The sequence below is a fragment of the Bacillus sp. 005/A4HT-01/001 genome, assembly GCF_004634445.1.
In the GTDB taxonomy this organism is placed as follows: domain Bacteria; phylum Bacillota; class Bacilli; order Bacillales; family Bacillaceae; genus Bacillus; species Bacillus altitudinis.
Genome location: NZ_SEIZ01000008.1, coordinates 40,411 through 58,387 on the forward strand (window position 1 = coordinate 40,411; position 17,977 = coordinate 58,387).

The window sequence follows — 17,977 nt, forward strand, 5'->3', positions numbered from 1 at the left end:
CATTCTCAATAATTGCTTTGTACAATAGAAGAGATGAAGTTCAAAGGGGAGAAATCTAATGAAACGTATACAATCCATTCGAATGGTCTGTTGTTTGATTTTGGTGATATTTAGTCTGCAATCTTTACTGCCTAGTATGATGACAGCTGAGGCGTTTTCTTCTTCTGAGAAAAAGGAGACTTTATGGAAACAAACAAAGCCGATGAACATAAAAAAAGCCCGAAAACTGATAGGAGAAACGGTAACGGTGAGCGGAATCGTAACAGCAGATCAATCCGCTATAGGGAATGGGAAACTATCAACATATATTCAAGACAAAACAGCTGGTCTCAATATTTATTCTGCGCAGCCGAAGAATTTTCCAGAACTGAAAGCAGGCATGAAGGTCACGGTGACTGGCAAGGTGACGACTTATAAAGGGCTCGTTGAAATTGTGCCAGATCAAGATCGTCTGAAGATAGATGCTGTGAATCAGCCATTGCCTTCGCCAAAGAAAGTTTCCATTAAACAATTGGAATCGGATCAGGCAAGCAAATATGAAGGAAGATTAGTGAAGGTAAAAGGCTATGTAGAACAAGCGCCAGATCAGCCAGCTGGCGGTGGATACAATGTGGTCATCATCGATAAAAAATATCATAGCACAGTTCTTAGAGTCATGGTTGATACGGGTGCCATTGATCAAGTGAAGACCGGAAAATGGTATGAGTTTACTGGCGTTTTAAGCAGATATGATACGCTGCAAGTACTTCCAAGACACAAAACCGATGTCAAATTGCTGAAGCACCAGCCAAAGCCGCCAAAAATCAAAAAAGAATATGAGGCAACGGTAGATCGTGTTGTGGATGGAGATACCATTCATTTGAAGAAGCCTGTGCTCGGCACAACAAAGGTACGCTTCGTGAATATGGACACACCAGAAACCTACCACCAGCCCAAAAATGAATTAGATCAAAACCAGCTGCGCTTTGGACAAAAAGCGACGGATTATTTAAAAACGCTTCTTTCAAGTGGTGATCGAGTCACATTAAAGATTGGCCCGGAAGCAAAGGATGGATATGGACGTCTTTTAGCTCAAGTCAAAACCAAAAAAGGGCTGAATACGAACCTAGAGCTTGTGAAAAAAGGATATGCCCCTACTTATTTCATTTGGCCTGTTGGAGATGAAAAAGAGTATCGGATGTTCCAGCAAGCAGTGAAAGATGCCAAGGAAAAAGGGCTTGGTATTTGGAATGAAGAAGATCCTCTGCTAGAACAGCCGTTTGAATTTAGAGCACGCGAGCAGAAAAAAGGGCTCACACGTTATGTGGGGGATTCATCTGCAAAAACCTACGTATCGCCTGACAGCTGGAATGAGATCGATGTGGATAAACGTATCTTTTTTGCTTCTAAAGAAGAAGCAGAGCAGGCTGGATATCAGGCGTCAGCATCAACCCGTGAAGTTCCATTAACCATTTTAAGCATGAATGATTTACATGGGAAAATTGATCAGCAATATGAGCTGGATGTAAAAGGTGATGGCAGTAAAGGAACATATGGACGGATGGATTATGTGGCGGCTTATATAAAACAAAAGCAAGCTGCGCAAAAAAATACACTGACAGTTCATGCAGGAGATATGATAGGCGGAAGCTCGCCGGTTTCTTCTCTTTTACAAGATGAACCAACCGTTGAACTAATGGAGAACATCGGCTTTGATGTTGGGACTGTCGGCAACCATGAGTTTGATGAAGGTGTAGATGAATTATTGCGCATCTTAAAAGGTGGAGATCACCCGAAAGGCACAAAAGGATACGATGGGCAGAACTTCCCGCTTGTTTGTGCAAACTGCGAATACAAGGACACTGGCAAACCACTTTTACCGGCCTATGAAATCATGGATGTCGAAGGAATTCCTGTGGCTTTTATCGGGGTAGTGACAACATCAGCGGCAGGAATGGTCATGCCAGAAGGAATTAAAGATATTCAATTTACTGATGAAGTCAAAGCTGTCAATGAAGCAACGAAAGAATTAAAGCAAAAAGGGATTAAAGCGATCGCAGTTCTGGCTCATATGACCGCCTCTCAAAATGGTGATACCATTACTGGAGAAAGCGCAAGGCTCGCCAAAGAAGGTGATGACGAAATTGATGTCATTTTCGCTGGCCATAATCACGAAGTGGTCAATGGAGAAATGAATGGAAAATTAATTGTCCAAGCCTTTGAATACGGAAAGGCAATTGGAGAAGTCAATGTCACACTTGACCGGAAAACAAAGGATATTGTCAAAAAGAGTGCAAACATCCAGTATGTAGACCAGGCTGGTATTGAAAAGGATCAGGAAGCAGCGGACATTTTAGCCCATTACGGAAAAGAAGTGGAGCCGATTATTAGTGAGGTTGTTGGAGAAGCTGGCGTCAAGATGGAAGGTGGCTATTCCAATGATGGTGATACACCACTTGGCAACCTCATTGCGGATGGCATGAGATATTCAATGAAAAGTGACTTTGCCATGATGAATGGCGGCGGTATCAGACAAAATCTCGAAAAAGGACCCATTACTTGGGGAGACCTCTTTAATATTCAGCCATTTGGAAATGTGTTAGTAAAGCTGGACATCAAGGGGAAAGATTTAGTTGATATCATTGAAGCTCAAATATCTCCTCAATTTGGACCAGATTATAGCATTTCAGGCTTTTCTTATTCGTACGATCCGTTAACATATAAAGTAGTCGACTTAAAACTGCCTGATGGTTCTTCCGTTGATTTCGATAAAACGTATACACTCACAGTGAACAACTTCATGGCGACTGCCACTGGAAGTAAGTATGCACCGATTGGGCGGCTAGGGAAAAATCCGGAAACAGGCCCAGAAGATTTAGAAGCAACGGTTGCTTTTGTAAAGAGCTTCGAGGGAGCTTCTATTGTGTATCAAAAAGAGGGCCGAATTCAACAAGCGAAACAAGAAGAAAAGGCAGCAGCAAGCTAAAGAATCATCAGCAAAGACAAAGGAGTTAACGCATGAAAAAATGGCTTGCAGTGATTGTCATGTCAGCGGGAATTGTGGTGCTTGGCTGGGGAATCTGGCAAATCGCTTCTACTCACTTACAAACAGCACATTCGTTAGAGGAAGCAAAGAAGGTCGTAGAAACTGATCAAGGGATGACAAAGGAAAAATTTTCACCTGAAATGGGGAAAGCCTCTGGCATCCTGACCATTCCGAAATTAAAAGCCGATTTGCCGATTGTTGAAGGGACAGATGCGGACGACCTTGCCAAAGGCGTCGGTCATTATAAAGGCAGTTATTACCCTGATCAAAATGGACAAATCGTTTTGTCGGGACACAGGGATACGGTCTTCCGCCGGACTGGTGAACTGGATATTGGGGATCAGCTGAAAATCACTGTACCGTATGGTGAGTTTGTTTATGAAATCACGCATACGAAAATTGTGGATCAGCATGATACATCCATTATTACCTTACAAAATAAAAAAGAAGAGCTTGTGTTAACCACATGCTATCCATTTCATTTTGTCGGCAACGCACCAGAGCGGTACATTATTTATGCGAAAAGAGCATCTGTCTAACGTCAAAAGAGCCTGTATGATCAGGCTCTTTTTTCTACATATTGTCCATTAATTCAGCCATATCAGGTGGGAGCGGTGCTTCTATCGTCAGCTTTTCACCTGTGAATGGATGGTTCATGTCTACTTGTTTGGCATGAAGGGCGCATCTGTTTATCAGGTCACGCTTCCCGCCATATAATGTATCGCCAGCTAAAGGATGCCCGAGACTGCTAAGATGGACCCGAATTTGATGCGTTCTGCCTGTTTCTAATCGCAGCTTAACGGCCGTCACCTGTAAACGTTTATTGAGATAGAAGACCTCATAATGAGTCTTGGCGCTTTGACCAGTAGGAGAAACCCTCCTTCTGACAGCATGGTGTTTATCACGTCCAATGGCTGCTTTGATCGTTCCTTTCTTTTTCTTAAACAGTCCTTGTGCGATGGCAAGATACGTTCTGTTAATTGCTTTTTTTGAAAGCATTTGATCGAGTACAGCATGTGCCAACCTGTGTTTGGCAAAAATGACGGTGCCACTTGTGTCTTGATCCAGCCTATGTATATGTCTGACCCGCTTTTCTTCTCCATTTGCTTGAAAATGGAAAGCGACTAGATTCGCCAGCGTACCTGTTTGTCCTTTTTCATTTGGATGCGTCGGTCTTCCAGCAGGCTTTTGGACAACTAATAAATGCTCGTCTTCAAAGAGTACCTCTAATTTACCGTATTCTGGCGTCACATCACTTTCTTCCGTCTCAAATAAATCAATGAGAATCTGATCACCTGTACTCACTTTTGCAGCATGGTGGGCAGGTTTTTGATTGAGACGGACTTTTTGGTGCTCCATCCAAAAATGGATAATCGGTTTAGAGGCAGACACTTCGTCTTTTAAAAATTGACTTAAGGAAATGCCATTTTGCTGCTCTCCTACTTTTAGGGAGAGCGTGTGTCCTTTTATGATCATGATATTCGTCCTCTCTTTGGGTATATATAGGAAACACTTACCTTAGCGAATGACTTTTTTTCTGTGCTATTCTGAATGGAGTAATAACGACAGAGAGGTAGATGCCACGTGAGATTAATGAAAGCTGCGACAGACCTTCAGGAGCAAGAAATTGAAGAAATATCAAAGGAAATTGAAGATCTTTTATCCCATTCTGTTAATGGAGAAGAGCAGGAAAAACAACCCCCGCTTACATTCATTGATGGTGTGTATAACGGGACAATGGATGATGCTTTTCGTATTTTATCAGGTCTTCAGTTATTACATACCATTATTTTAAAGCCGAAGCGTCATATCACAAAACGAGATCGTGAGTTATTTGAACTCAACCGTGAACAAGTTAATGCGTGCGGCTTTTCTTTCCCGTTTGATTTAGATGATTTTGCAGGCCGTCACCTTCAAAATGCGTAAAAGTTGGTGTGAACTTCCTTGTTAACTTACAAGGTCGTCGCACATACTATTTTTAAGGGAACGGAGAAACCTTCAAGATCTGTAATACCAATTCCGCTCTTTTTCAACAATGTCTATTCTCCACGAATCGGAGCGCTTGGATCTCTTGCAGAAAGAATCGAACATGACAGGAGCCTGACCAAACGATGCAGGCTCCTTTTATACATAATCATTTTAGCAGACATTCATCTTTGAAAGTCAATTTTATTCACGATATGATAGCAGTATGGAAGATATTTCAGACTTTCGGAAAAAGGAGTGGCCTCTTTGGTAAAGGCGATTATATTTGATTTTGATGGATTAATTTTAGATACAGAAACACATGAATATGAGGTTCTGCAGGAAATGTTTGCTGAGCATGAATCGGAGCTGCCTCTGTCTGTATGGGGAAATGTGATTGGAACGCAGGCGGGTTTTAAGCCTTTTGAATATTTGGAAGAGCAGTTAGGGAAGACATTAGATCATGAGGCACTCACAGCGGACCGGAGTTCACGTTTTCAAAAGAGAATGAAGGACGAAGCAGCAAGACCTGGTGTAGAAGCTTATTTAGAAGCGGCAAAGGAGCTTGGAATTAAGATTGGACTTGCTTCCAGCTCAGATTATAAATGGGTGTCTGATCACCTGAAACAAATTGGACTTTTCGATTACTTTGAATGTATCCGCACGTCAGACGATGTGGAAGAAGTGAAACCTCACCCAGAACTTTATTTGCAAACCGCACAATGCTTAGGCGTTGAGCCAAAAGATTGCGTGGCATTTGAGGACTCTGTGAATGGGTCAATCGCTGCCAAACGAGCGGGTATGAAATGTGTCATCGTGCCAAATAAAGTGACGAGCACACTGCAGTTTGAAGAATATGACGCGAGATTAGAATCCATGGCTGAAATCGAATTGCTCCAGCTATTCCATCAGCTTGAAAAAGAGGATCAGTAAGGGGGCAATACATCATGGCAGAAAAACTAGATTTAACGCGATTTGAAAAAAGAATGGTGATTCGAAATATTAGAGAAGAAGATATCGACCGAATCATCGCATTGCAAGAGGTATGCTTTCCAGGCATGGACCCTTGGAAAAAAGAGCACCTTGAAAGCCACCTTGAACATTTCCCAGAAGGCCAGTTCTGTGCGGAATTCGAGGGAGAAATTATTGGCTCATGTTCAAGTTTATTAATTAACTTTGATGAATACGATGATCGTCACACATGGCAGGACATCACAGATGATGGATATATCACAAACCATAATCCAGATGGGATGAATATGTACGGAATTGAAGTAATGGTCAGTCCTGAGTACCGCCGGATGAAAATCGGTCATCGTTTATACGAAGCAAGAAAAGACTTAGCGAGAAGATTAAATTTAAAAAGCATCATTATTGGCGGACGTATCCCGAATTATCATAAATATCAAGAGGAAATGACGCCTCGCCAATATGTAGAGCAAGTTATGCTGCACCAAATTTATGATCCTGTGCTATCTTTTCAGCTGTTAAATGAATTTAGCCTGATGCGGATCAATCCGAATTACTTGCCGGATGATAAAGCTTCCAGCACGTACGCAACGCTAATGGAATGGAACAATGTCGATTATCGCCCGCAATCGAAAAGATATTATAAATCGGCGTTCCCAGTACGTATTTGTGTCATTCAATATGCAATGAAGCAAATTCATTCCTTTGAAGAGTTTATGAATCAAGTGGAGTATTACGTGGATGTGGCATCAGATGCGTCAGCTGACTTTGCCGTTTTCCCGGAAATCTTTACAACGCAGCTTATGTCATATTTAGAAGAGAGATCACCAAGTCTAGCAGTGCAGCGGATCACAGAATATACTGAGGACTACATCAATTTGTTTACAGATCTCTCGGTCAAGTACAACATTAATATCATTGGTGGTTCTCATTTCGTTGAAGAGGAAGGGAAAATTTATAATATCGCCTATTTATTTAGACGTGATGGAACGATTGAAAAGCAATATAAGCTGCATATCACGCCGAATGAAAGAAAATGGTGGGGGATTTCAGCTGGTGACCAAGTCCGGGTATTTGATACGGACTGCGGTAAAATTGCGATCCAAATTTGCTACGATATTGAATTCCCTGAGCTTGCTCGAATTGCAGCTGACAAAGGAGCGAAAATTATATTCACTCCATTCTGTACAGAAGACCGTCAAGGCTATTTACGTGTGCGTTACTGTGCGCAGGCGAGAGCGGTTGAAAATCAGATATATACGGTCATTTCTGGAACGGTCGGAAACCTTCCGCAAACAGAAAACATGGATGTCCAATATGCACAATCAGCCATCTTTGCACCATCTGATTTTGAATTCGCAAGAGATGGCATTGTAGGAGAATGCAACCCGAATATTGAAATGGTGGTTGTCGGTGATGTCGACTTAGAAATATTAAGAAGGCAGCGTCAAGATGGGACGGTTCGTCAGCTGAAAGACCGAAGAAGAGACGTGTACCATATTGAATATAAGAAATAACCAAAACAAGCGCCCCGCAGTTATGCGAGGCGCTTTTCTGTATGTTTACATTTTCTTTAATGCCACTGTAGCAAAATGGGCAATGCTTTTGGCAGCTAAAAATGGAACGTCTGATTTAACAAGAGATTGATAAATCGTTTTTTCTACTTGTTTCCATGTAAGATCAGACTCTTCTAAAAGATTTTTTAAATCAGGTCCTACATGCTGGTTGAAAAACTGTTCAAATTGTTCACGTTTTTCTTGTCCGGCAATCACTTCTAATTTTTGTAGCCACTTTTCTTGTTTTTGGAAAGATTGTTCGATGTTTTGTTTAATGGTGTCTGTTGTTGAAGGAAGCTGAAAATCACTTTCTGCTGTCACCTGCTTCGTTTGAATAGATGCAGCATCAGCTGTCTGTGTAATAGGTGAAGCGAATAAAAGGACAGTGGTGGAGAGCATCAAAGATTTTGCGATTGTTTTCATTAAGAAAACCTCCTAGTTCATTTAGTATTGTGCACGAGATTTATTATACATTTTTGTTAAAATAAGGTAATGAGACTTACCGCTTATTTTTTCATGCGACAAAGGGATGCCAAATGAAAAGACGAATATACTGAATGGAAATGATGTTTTACAAAGGGAGAGGGATATGGGGCGACAATCTAAACATTTGTATATCAATTTGCCGGTTAAGCATGTAAATGAGTCAAAGGCTTTCTTTGAACAGCTGGGTTTTGACTTTCAACAAGAACTGACGAATGAACATGCTGCTTGTTTTGTGATGAATGAGACGATTACCGTCATGCTGTTATCACTTAAGCATTTCCAATCCATTTCAGAGAAGGAATTGGTAGATGCCAGAAATGGCGCAGAGGTCATTATCTCTTTACAGGTCGAGACGAGGGAAGAGGTTGATGAGCTTGTAGAGCGTGCGATCGCAGCTGGTGGTTCACCGTTTAAGGAAAAACAAGACCATGATCTCATGTATGGCTGGAGCTTTCAGGATCGTGATGGTCATTTATGGGAAGTGTTTTATATGGATGAGGAGAGAAGCGACCTTTCATAAGGGTGCTTCTTTTTTATTGATGATCAGTGGTATGATAAGAGGGTAAAAAAGAAGGAATTCATCTAGAGAAAAGTAGGTGCTACATGGAGTTTTTACTTGTCTTAATGCCAGTGTTCGGCATATTCCTTATAGGGTATATTGGGCAGAAGACAATTGGTTTTGATATACATACGCTCTCATCAATGTCTTTATATTTAATGTCACCATTTCTTGCGTTTGAAACCTTTTATCAAAATAAAGTATCGATGGACTATGTGTACTTATCAATATTTGTCGTAGGGCTTTGTCTTTCACTTGTTTTATGTGTCTTCATTTTATCTCGAATTTACGGGTATTCGAATGAAACGTATTGTGCCATGATTTTGTCATCAGCATTTATGAATAATGGAAATTACGGCACACCTGTTGTCCTTCTTGTTTTTGGAGCAGCTGGTTTAGATATTGCGATTGTGCTAATGGTCCTTCAACAGATCGTCATGAGTACGATCGGCATGTATTATGCAGCAAAAGGTGGAGAGGACGCGGGAGACTTGAAGGTCGTTCTAAAAAAAGTGCTGCGTATGCCGGTTGCTTATGGGGCTCTTCTTGGTCTATTATTTCAGCTCATTGACCTTTCATTACCTAAAGAGCTTATGACAGGTGTTCAGCTGGTCGGGGATGCAGCGATACCAACGATTATGCTGATTTTAGGTATGCAGCTCGCAGTGATTTCTTTTAAACAAGTGGATTATCGTAATATTTCCTATGCGGTGCTGCTGAAGCTGTTTATCTCACCACTCATCGCATTCGGCTTTACGCTTATTTTACCGGTAGATGATTTGGTGAAACAAATTATGATTTTAGTTGCAGCGATGCCGACTGCGGCGAATACCACGCTGATGGCTGTGCAATTTCGAACGAAGCCTGAGTTTGTCTCAAGCACGACGTTTCTCAGTACGATTTTAAGTATTGTGACTTTACCTGTTTTATTATGGATTTTATCCATGCACCCTCTGGGATAGGGGACGGCAAACAAAGGGGGACTTATGAATGAATGTAGATGTTCATTTTCAAGTAAGTGATGTGTTAAAAACGAAGCATTTTACGCATGCGAAAGTGTTAGCTGGGGAAAAGGGATTGTTTCGGCAGGTAAAATGGGTACATGTACTTGAAGTGCCTGCTGTAGAGGATTTGTTAAACGGAGGCGAGCTGATTTTAACGACGGCCGCAGGCTTCCATGATCAATTGGAAGTCTTTCAGGCGTTTTTAAGGCAGTTGATTGACTCAGGTGCGGCTGGATTATGTATTGAGTTTGTACCGCTCCGGTTTGATGTACCGGAAGAACTGATTATTTATGCAGAAGAACGTGATTTTCCGCTAATTCTGTTTACAAAAGAAGTGAAGTTCGTCAATATTACACAGCATCTCCATACGATGATGATTGAACGTCAGTATCAGATGATGGCAGATTTAGAAGCCTTGTCGTCAAAGCTGAATGAGCTTTTACTAACTCCTCATCCGCAGATGGATATTTTGGATCAAGTGTATCAGCACGTGAGAGGGATACTACTGCTGATCCCTGTTCAAGGTGAGCCGATTATTTTATGTGATTCTTCCAAACAAACAGAAGAGCTGGTGATGAATTATTTGCAATATGCTTCATTACCAAAAGGATATGAAGTGACGCAAAAACAAGTCCTTGCACTCAAACAAACCTTTGCAGACCTCGTCCTCATTCATCAATCGAACACGCTCTCGGAATTTGAACTGCTTGTGATGGATAAAGGAGCGAATGCCCTTGCCCAGCAAACTTTAAGAGAGCTGTATACAGAAGAGCTGAAGAAGACAAAAGAGAATGAATGGCTGCAAAAATGGTTTCATGAAGAGCATACAGAAAGAGAAATCATAGAACACCTTGAGGAAACAGAAGGACTGAAAAAACCGACCGGCTGTGTGGTGATGCTCTTTCAAAAAAACCACCAAATAGAAGAAATCGCAGGGAATCTTTATTTTCTTGTCTCTTGCCGTTCTATTTTTCAGCGTGCTGGTTTCTATTTGATTGTGTACGAGCATCAAGGACAAACCTTATTTATTTTATTGAATACAAGAAAAGTTGAGGACTGGAAAGAGCGTGCAGAAAAAGCGGCAAACGACATCACGCAATTATATGACCGAGAGAAGCCCGGCGAGGCAGTCATCAATTATGGAATCGGTTCATATTGTGAGCAATTTCAGCACATGAGAAAAAGTTTTCAAGCAGCGAAAGAAGTGCTGCATTTAAAGAAAGTGATGCCGCAACGGATAAAAAGCCCATTTTATCAAGATTTACATATGCTTCGGTTGATGCCTGTCATGAAAGAAAGCGGGTTATTAGAATGCATGGTGAAAGAGTATTTAGAGCCGGTGATTTTATATGATAAACAAAATAGCGGCAGGCTCTATCAGACGCTGAATATCTTTTTACAGACAAACGGTTCTAAAAAAGAAACCGCAAGCCAGCTCTATATTGTGAGGCAGACGCTTTATCACAGATTGGATAAGCTTCATGCTTTACTTGGTGAGGATATGATGCAAGCGCCAAAACGTCAAGCGCTTGAATTTGCGATCCTTGCTTATGAATTTTTACAGGGGAATCGCCATTAACGGTATATGTTAGATTTTGCCGAGGGATCAAGTAGAGTGTCTCATGGTTCTTTTCAATCAGTTGACGATCTGTCTAATGTAATGTGTCTGGCCCCTTTTTTATAATGAGAGTAACGACACGGGCGGTCTTGTTTCAGTTTCATATGCCTCACTTTTATCCATATAATGAATGGAGAGGTCATATGCAGGACCGGTTTAAGCTTCTTTGATGATGAAAACGGATACATGGGGGCGTGGGAAGATGAAAACACATAACGCACAAGATCTTCAGGCGAAAGATGATCAGTTCATTTGGCATCATATGAAAGGGACAAACAAAGAAAATGAAAGTATGGTGATTCATGAGGCAGAAGGCGCATGGGTGACAGATATTCATGGAAATCGCTATTTAGACGGAATGTCAGGACTATGGTGTGTCAATGCCGGATATGGACGTAAAGAGCTTGCAGAAGCGGCGTATAGGCAATTAAATACGATGCCTTACTACCCACTGACACAAAGCCATGTGCCAGCGATTCAGCTGGCTGAGAAGCTCAATGAATGGCTAGACGGGGACTATGTGATCTTCTTTTCTAACAGTGGTTCTGAAGCGAATGAAGCGGCATTTAAGATTGCCAAACAATATCATGCGCAAAAGGGAGAGAGTACACGAACAAAATTCATTTCCCGATATCGATCGTATCACGGCAATACAGCAGCAGCTCTTGCCGCAACGGGTCAAGCGCAGCGTAAGTACAAATATGAACCGTTAGGACAGGGGTTTATCCATGTCGCACCGCCTGATATGTACCGGCACCCTGAAGATCAAGAGAGCTTGGCAAGTGCTGATGCAATCGATCAAGCAATGACGTGGGAATTAAGTGAGACCATTGCTGGCGTCATCATGGAGCCGATGATTACAGGAGGCGGTATCTTAATGCCGCCAAAAGGATATTTGAAGAAGGTGAAAGAAATCTGTGAAGATCATGGGGCGCTCCTCATTGTGGATGAAGTCATATGCGGCTTTGGCCGGACAGGAAAGCGGTTTGGATTTATGCATGAGGAAGTGAAGCCAGATATCATCACCATGGCAAAAGGGATCACAAGTGGATATTTACCGCTATCTGCAACGTGCGTAAAACGAGACATTTATGAAGCGTATGCAGGAGAAGATACGTATGACAGGCTACGGCATGTGAATACATTTGGCGGTCACCCTGCTTCCTGTGCGGTTGCGCTTGCTAACCTAGAGATCATGGAAAACGAGCAATTAGTGGAGCGGTCACGCACGCTTGGCCAAGACATGCTCGAACGTTTGCAAGAGTTAAAAGAGCATCCATTTGTCGGTGATGTGAGAGGAAAAGGTCTGCTGTTTGGGATTGAGCTTGTGCAGGATCAGGCGTCAAAAAAGCCAGCTGATCCAAGTGTAGTCGGTCAATTGATTGCAGAATGTAAAAAGCGGGGATTGATCATCGGGAAAAATGGCGATACAGTGGCTGGCTATAATAACGTGGCACAGCTCGCACCACCGCTAAATATCACTGATGAAGACGCCTCATTCATTATTCATACTTTAAAAGAAAGCATGGCACAATTATAGCAGAGATTTCTCTGCTTCAGATTGTTGACAAAGGGCTAAAATATTATTTATTTTAGCCCTTTGTCTTCTTTTCAGCGTGATAGAAAATCTTTGCAGCCCTAGGAAGGGTGAGCACCAGCACGCAGGACTGACAAAGAATGCGAGGATTTGCCTACACGCTGTAGCAGAGAGGTTTCTCTGCTTTTTTCTATGCCCTGAAAGGATCAGGTTTTGATCGATTTGCTAGGCTGAATGGTCAATGGGCACACTAGGTGTATTGAAAAAAACATGTGATTCTATTACTGTAAGGAGAAGATAGAACCAATACACACGAGAAGGAGACGGCATATGAGTTTTCATGATCAACCCATTCTACCTGCTGTTCGCAATATGAAGCAATTTGAGGAATTTTTAAAAAGTCCATTTACATATGGGGTCTTACTAGATGTTCATTTAGGGCGGCTTAAGGGCATCATGAATGAGGCGAATGCGCATCATAAAAAAATGTTTGTCCATGTCGATCTCATTCACGGAATCAAACATGATGAGTACGGAACGGAATTTATTTGTCAGGAAATGAAACCAGCTGGCATTATTTCTACTAGGTCTTCTGTCATAGTGAAAGCCAAGCAGAAAAAGGTATATGCCATCCAGCGAATGTTTTTACTTGATACAAGTGCGATGGAAAAAAGCATGGAGTTTGTCGGAAAACATCGTCCAGATTTTATTGAAGTATTGCCGGGTGTCGTGCCAGATTTAATTACAGAAGTGCGCGAAAGAGCTGGAATACCAATATTTGCAGGAGGATTTATCCGAACAAAAGAAGATGTAGAACGGGCGCTTGCAGCAGGGGCGACAGCTGTCACCACATCGAATACAAAGCTTTGGAAAGCGTTCCAAAAGTGAAAAAGATAAAATGTGAAAATTGATTGACAACGTTTTCATCCTCTGATACTATAGCACTAAGTTAATATCATGTGATGGAGAAACGGAGATCCACAACGACGCTTTACTAGGTGACAAATGACCCTGATGTAAAGTATGTTTGTTGTGGATCTTTTTTTCTGTATCTTTTCTACACATTTATAGGGGATGGCAACTGAACCAGAGGAGGAATTTTTCATGACACCATTTTGGGGTGAAGTCGTTGGTACAATGCTTCTTATTATTTTTGGAAGCGGTGTGTGTGCGGCAGTCAGTTTAAAGAAATCGCTCGCTTATCAGTCCGGTTGGATTGTAATCGCTTTCGGATGGGGATTTGCAGTAGCGATTGCAGCTTATGCCACTGGAGGAATCAGCGGTGCACATTTAAACCCGGCGCTGACAATAGGTCTTGCATTAGAAGGAAGTTTTCCTTGGGCTGATGTTCCAATGTATATTGTCGGTCAAATGCTTGGCGCATTACTCGGAGCTATTATTGTCTTCTTACATTACTTACCGCACTGGAAAGCGACAGACGATCCAGGTGCAAAACTAGGCGTATTCTCAACTGGTCCTGCGATTCCGCATACTTTTGCAAACGTGCTCAGTGAAGTCATTGGTACATTTGTATTGGTGGTAGGAATTTTAGCGATTGGTGCAAATAAATTTGCAGACGGAGTCAATCCGTTGATTGTTGGTTTCTTAATTGTTGCGATTGGTCTTTCATTAGGTGGTACAACTGGTTACGCAATTAACCCTGCACGTGATTTAGGTCCAAGAATCGCACATGCCATTCTGCCGATTCCAGGTAAAGGTCCATCAAATTGGAAATATGCTTGGGTTCCTGTTGTTGGTCCAATTTTGGGCGGTGCATTTGGCGGTGTTTTCTATAATGCAGCCTTTAAAGCGAACGTCACACCAGCCTTTTGGATTGTAAGCGTTATTTTAGTTGTGGTATTGTTAGGACTCTATGTTTCTACGAAAAACCAGACAAATGCTGTCAATGAAAGTATGTAAGGGGAGGAAAACACCATGGCAAAAGAAAAATATATTCTCGCATTAGATCAAGGGACAACAAGCTCAAGAGCGATCTTATTTGATCAAGAAGGTAAAATTGCACATACAGCTCAGAAGGAATTCAATCAATATTTTCCGAACCCAGGCTGGGTAGAACACAATGCAAATGAAATTTGGAGCTCTGTTCTATCAGTTATTTCAACTGCTTTAATCGAATCAGGAATTGAAGCAGATCAAATCGCCGGTATCGGAATTACGAACCAGCGTGAGACAGCTGTTGTTTGGGATAAACATACAGGCGCACCTGTTTACAATGCAATTGTTTGGCAGTCACGACAAACATCGGGTATATGTGATGAGCTAAAAGCGCAAGGACACGATGAAACGTTTAGAAATAAAACCGGTCTTCTGATTGATGCTTATTTCTCAGGTACTAAAGTGAAATGGATTTTAGACAATGTAGAAGGTGCTCGTGAGAAAGCAGAAAATGGTGACTTGCTGTTTGGCACAATTGATACATGGCTCATTTGGAAAATGACTGGCGGTCAATCACACGTGACAGATTATTCGAATGCATCAAGAACGTTAATGTTCAATATTTACGATCTGAAATGGGATGAAGAACTACTTGATATCTTAGGTGTTCCAGCTTCCATGCTGCCAGACGTCAAACCATCATCACACATTTATGGTGAAACAACAGACTATCACTTCTTCGGTAAAAATATTCCGATTGCAGGAGCGGCAGGAGATCAGCAGTCTGCGTTATTCGGTCAGGCTTGCTTTGAAGAAGGAATGGCGAAGAACACATATGGTACAGGATGTTTCATGTTGATGAATACAGGGGAAAAAGCAATTAAGTCGGATCATGGATTGTTAACGACGATTGCATGGGGCATTGACGGCAAAGTTGAATATGCTTTAGAAGGAAGTATTTTCGTTGCTGGCTCAGCGATCCAGTGGCTGCGTGATGGACTTAGAATGTTTAAAGACTCAAAAGACAGTGAAGCTTATGCTGAGCGCGTTGAGTCAACAGACGGCGTATATGTCGTACCAGCATTCGTTGGTTTAGGCACACCATATTGGGATAGTGATGTCCGAGGCGCTGTATTCGGTTTAACACGCGGCACTTCTAAAGAGCACTTTGTTCGTGCAACGTTAGAATCACTTGCTTATCAAACGAAAGATGTTTTAGATGCGATGGAAAAAGATTCAAACATCTCACTTAAAACATTGCGCGTCGATGGCGGGGCTGTAAAGAATGATTTCTTAATGGGCTTCCAAAGTGATTTGCTCGATGTACCAGTAGAACGTCCAGAAATTAATGAAACGACGGCACTCGGTGCGGCCTATCTTGCGGGAATAGCAGTTGGCTTCTGGAACGACCGTTCAGACATTGCAAAACAATGGAATCTTGACAAGCGCTTTGAACCTAAAATGGAAGAAGACAGCCGTGACTCGTTATACAGCGGGTGGAAAAAGGCTGTAAAAGCAGCTCAAGCTTTCAAATAAACAAAAAGTATGGTATACTTCAAGTAAGTTAATAGAACGGTTGGAGAACTGGAGAGACCGCAAGCACCGAAGTGTAGAAATACGCTTTGGGTGTTTGCGGTCTCTTTTTCTTTACCGTACAACATGGGAGGAACAAGAGATGACTTTTTCTAGCTTAGAAAGAGAACAAATGCTTCAGGACATGACAAAAAAACCATATGATGTGTTTATCATTGGTGGGGGTATTACTGGCGCTGGTACAGCACTTGATGCGGCTTCACGCGGAATGCGTGTCGGTCTTGCGGAAATGCAGGACTTCGCAGCAGGTACGTCTAGCCGCTCAACGAAACTAGTGCACGGTGGACTTCGTTATTTAAAACAATTTGAAGTGAAAATGGTCGCAGAGGTCGGTAAAGAGCGTGCCATCGTATACGAAAACGGTCCTCATGTGACAACGCCAGAATGGATGCTTCTTCCGATGCATAAAGGCGGGACATTCGGTAAGTTTTCAACTTCAATCGGACTTAGAGTATATGACTTTTTAGCTGGCGTTAAGCATAGTGAACGCAGAAGTATGCTAAGTGCAAAAGAGACACTTGCAAAAGAACCACTTGTGAAAAAGGATGGCTTAAAAGGCGGGGGCTACTATGTTGAATACCGTACAGATGATGCACGCCTGACAATTGAAGTCATGAAAGAGGCTGTGAAATTCGGGGCAGAAGCGGTCAACTATGCGAAAGTAAAAGAATTTATTTATGATAAAGGCAAAGTTGTCGGTGTTGTCATTGAAGATGTCACAACACAGAAAACATACGATGTATATGCGAAAAAAATCGTCAATGCGACAGGTCCATGGGTCGATCAGCTAAGAGACAAGGACCACTCAAAAGAGGGGAAACATTTACAGCATACAAAAGGAATTCACTTAGTATTTGATCAATCTGTTTTCCCATTAAAACAAGCAATCTACTTTGACACACCTGATAAACGAATGGTCTTTGCGATTCCAAGAGAAGGAAAAACGTACGTGGGAACAACAGATACCGTTTACAAAAAACAGCTGGAACATCCGCGTATGACAAAAGCAGATCGTGATTACGTGATCAAAGCCATTCAATATATGTTCCCAGATCTTAACATTACAGAGAAAGACGTTGAATCTAACTGGGCTGGTCTTCGTCCACTCATTCATGAAGAAGGGAAAGATCCTTCAGAAATTTCTCGTAAAGATGAGGTATGGACATCATCTTCAGGCTTAATCACGATTGCCGGCGGTAAATTAACAGGTTACCGTAAAATGGCTGAACACATTGTGAATCTTGTACGTGATGGACTGAAAGAGGAAACTGGAAAAGATTTCGGACCATGTAAAACGAAACATATGCCTATTTCAGGTGGGCATGTAGGCGGTTCGAAAAATATGGCATCCTTTGTTCAAGCGAAAACGGCAGAAGGAGCATCCGTTGGTTTGACAGAACCGATTGCACAAAAATTAGCTGAGAAATATGGCTCAAACGTCAGCAATGTCTTCAAGCGTGTAGAGCAGCTTCAAGGGGAAGCAGACAAACGAAACATTCCCGCATATGTGTTGGCTGAACTTGTCTATGCGATCGAAGAAGAATTGGCTGTAACACCTGTCGATTTCTTCTTGAGAAGAACAGGCAGCCTATTATTTAATATCAATTGGGCAAAAACGTATGCACAGCCTGTTGTTGACTATATGGCAGATCGTTTTGGCTGGGATGAAGCGACAAAACAGAAACATCAAACTGAATTAGACCGACTATTCCATGAAGCAGTCGTACCGCTTGATGCTGAATAAGTAAAAAGCCGATCGTGTATCGGCT

The 17,977-nt window shown here is 41.9% G+C and carries 15 protein-coding genes; 13 read left to right on the forward strand and 2 right to left on the reverse strand.

Annotated elements, in window-relative coordinates; translation table 11 throughout:
- Positions 1-58 precede the first annotated feature (58 nt).
- The gene (locus ES896_RS18035) at positions 59-2,965 is read left to right on the forward strand and encodes a 5'-nucleotidase C-terminal domain-containing protein (protein WP_025207001.1); all 2,907 of its coding nucleotides are present in this window, start codon (positions 59-61) and stop codon (positions 2,963-2,965) included.
- Positions 2,966-2,997: 32 nt separating this feature from the next.
- The gene (locus ES896_RS18040) at positions 2,998-3,564 is read left to right on the forward strand and encodes a class D sortase (RefSeq protein WP_025207002.1); all 567 of its coding nucleotides are present in this window, start codon (positions 2,998-3,000) and stop codon (positions 3,562-3,564) included.
- 34 nt (positions 3,565-3,598) lie between these two features.
- Here ES896_RS18040 and ES896_RS18045 read toward each other — a convergent pair whose 3' ends face one another.
- On the reverse strand, positions 3,599-4,501 hold the full coding sequence (locus ES896_RS18045; protein ID WP_135227131.1) for an RluA family pseudouridine synthase: 903 nt from the start codon (positions 4,499-4,501) through the stop codon (positions 3,599-3,601).
- A gap of 108 nt (positions 4,502-4,609) precedes the next feature.
- Between ES896_RS18045 and ES896_RS18050 the strand changes: the two genes are divergently transcribed.
- The 3 genes from ES896_RS18050 to ES896_RS18060 all read left to right on the forward strand — a co-directional run bounded on the left by ES896_RS18050 (position 4,610) and on the right by ES896_RS18060 (position 7,476).
- Positions 4,610-4,951, forward strand: coding sequence for a DUF5365 family protein (locus ES896_RS18050; protein WP_017366912.1), 342 nt, complete (start codon positions 4,610-4,612; stop codon positions 4,949-4,951).
- 306 nt (positions 4,952-5,257) lie between these two features.
- On the forward strand, positions 5,258-5,923 hold the full coding sequence (locus ES896_RS18055) for an HAD family hydrolase (protein WP_135227132.1): 666 nt from the start codon (positions 5,258-5,260) through the stop codon (positions 5,921-5,923).
- Positions 5,924-5,937: 14 nt separating this feature from the next.
- On the forward strand, positions 5,938-7,476 hold the full coding sequence (locus ES896_RS18060; RefSeq protein WP_007497061.1) for a bifunctional GNAT family N-acetyltransferase/carbon-nitrogen hydrolase family protein: 1,539 nt from the start codon (positions 5,938-5,940) through the stop codon (positions 7,474-7,476).
- A gap of 45 nt (positions 7,477-7,521) precedes the next feature.
- On the opposite strand, the gene ES896_RS18065 is transcribed toward ES896_RS18060, so the two are convergent.
- Positions 7,522-7,938 (reverse strand): hypothetical protein, encoded by a 417-nt coding sequence (locus tag ES896_RS18065; RefSeq protein WP_007497062.1) that lies wholly within the window; start codon positions 7,936-7,938, stop codon positions 7,522-7,524.
- Between the two features lie 166 nt (positions 7,939-8,104).
- Between ES896_RS18065 and ES896_RS18070 the strand changes: the two genes are divergently transcribed.
- The 8 genes from ES896_RS18070 to glpD all read left to right on the forward strand — a co-directional run bounded on the left by ES896_RS18070 (position 8,105) and on the right by glpD (position 17,952).
- Positions 8,105-8,521: a VOC family protein gene (locus ES896_RS18070; protein ID WP_135227133.1), complete on the forward strand. Its 417-nt coding sequence runs from the start codon at positions 8,105-8,107 to the stop codon at positions 8,519-8,521.
- Between the two features lie 83 nt (positions 8,522-8,604).
- Positions 8,605-9,522, forward strand: coding sequence for an AEC family transporter (locus ES896_RS18075; protein WP_135227134.1), 918 nt, complete (start codon positions 8,605-8,607; stop codon positions 9,520-9,522).
- A gap of 28 nt (positions 9,523-9,550) precedes the next feature.
- Positions 9,551-11,143 (forward strand): PucR family transcriptional regulator, encoded by a 1,593-nt coding sequence (locus ES896_RS18080; RefSeq protein ID WP_025207008.1) that lies wholly within the window; start codon positions 9,551-9,553, stop codon positions 11,141-11,143.
- A gap of 241 nt (positions 11,144-11,384) precedes the next feature.
- The gene (locus ES896_RS18085; protein WP_017360357.1) at positions 11,385-12,722 is read left to right on the forward strand and encodes an aspartate aminotransferase family protein; all 1,338 of its coding nucleotides are present in this window, start codon (positions 11,385-11,387) and stop codon (positions 12,720-12,722) included.
- A gap of 327 nt (positions 12,723-13,049) precedes the next feature.
- Positions 13,050-13,607 (forward strand): glycerol-3-phosphate responsive antiterminator, encoded by a 558-nt coding sequence (locus ES896_RS18090; RefSeq protein WP_008349014.1) that lies wholly within the window; start codon positions 13,050-13,052, stop codon positions 13,605-13,607.
- Positions 13,608-13,823: 216 nt separating this feature from the next.
- On the forward strand, positions 13,824-14,639 hold the full coding sequence (locus tag ES896_RS18095) for an MIP/aquaporin family protein (protein ID WP_135227135.1): 816 nt from the start codon (positions 13,824-13,826) through the stop codon (positions 14,637-14,639).
- 15 nt (positions 14,640-14,654) lie between these two features.
- Complete coding sequence (gene glpK / locus ES896_RS18100) at positions 14,655-16,151, forward strand: glycerol kinase GlpK (RefSeq protein ID WP_007497075.1); 1,497 nt, start codon at positions 14,655-14,657, stop codon at positions 16,149-16,151.
- 139 nt (positions 16,152-16,290) lie between these two features.
- On the forward strand, positions 16,291-17,952 hold the full coding sequence (glpD, locus tag ES896_RS18105) for a glycerol-3-phosphate dehydrogenase (RefSeq protein WP_017360355.1): 1,662 nt from the start codon (positions 16,291-16,293) through the stop codon (positions 17,950-17,952).
- The last annotated feature ends 25 nt before the right edge of the window (positions 17,953-17,977 follow it).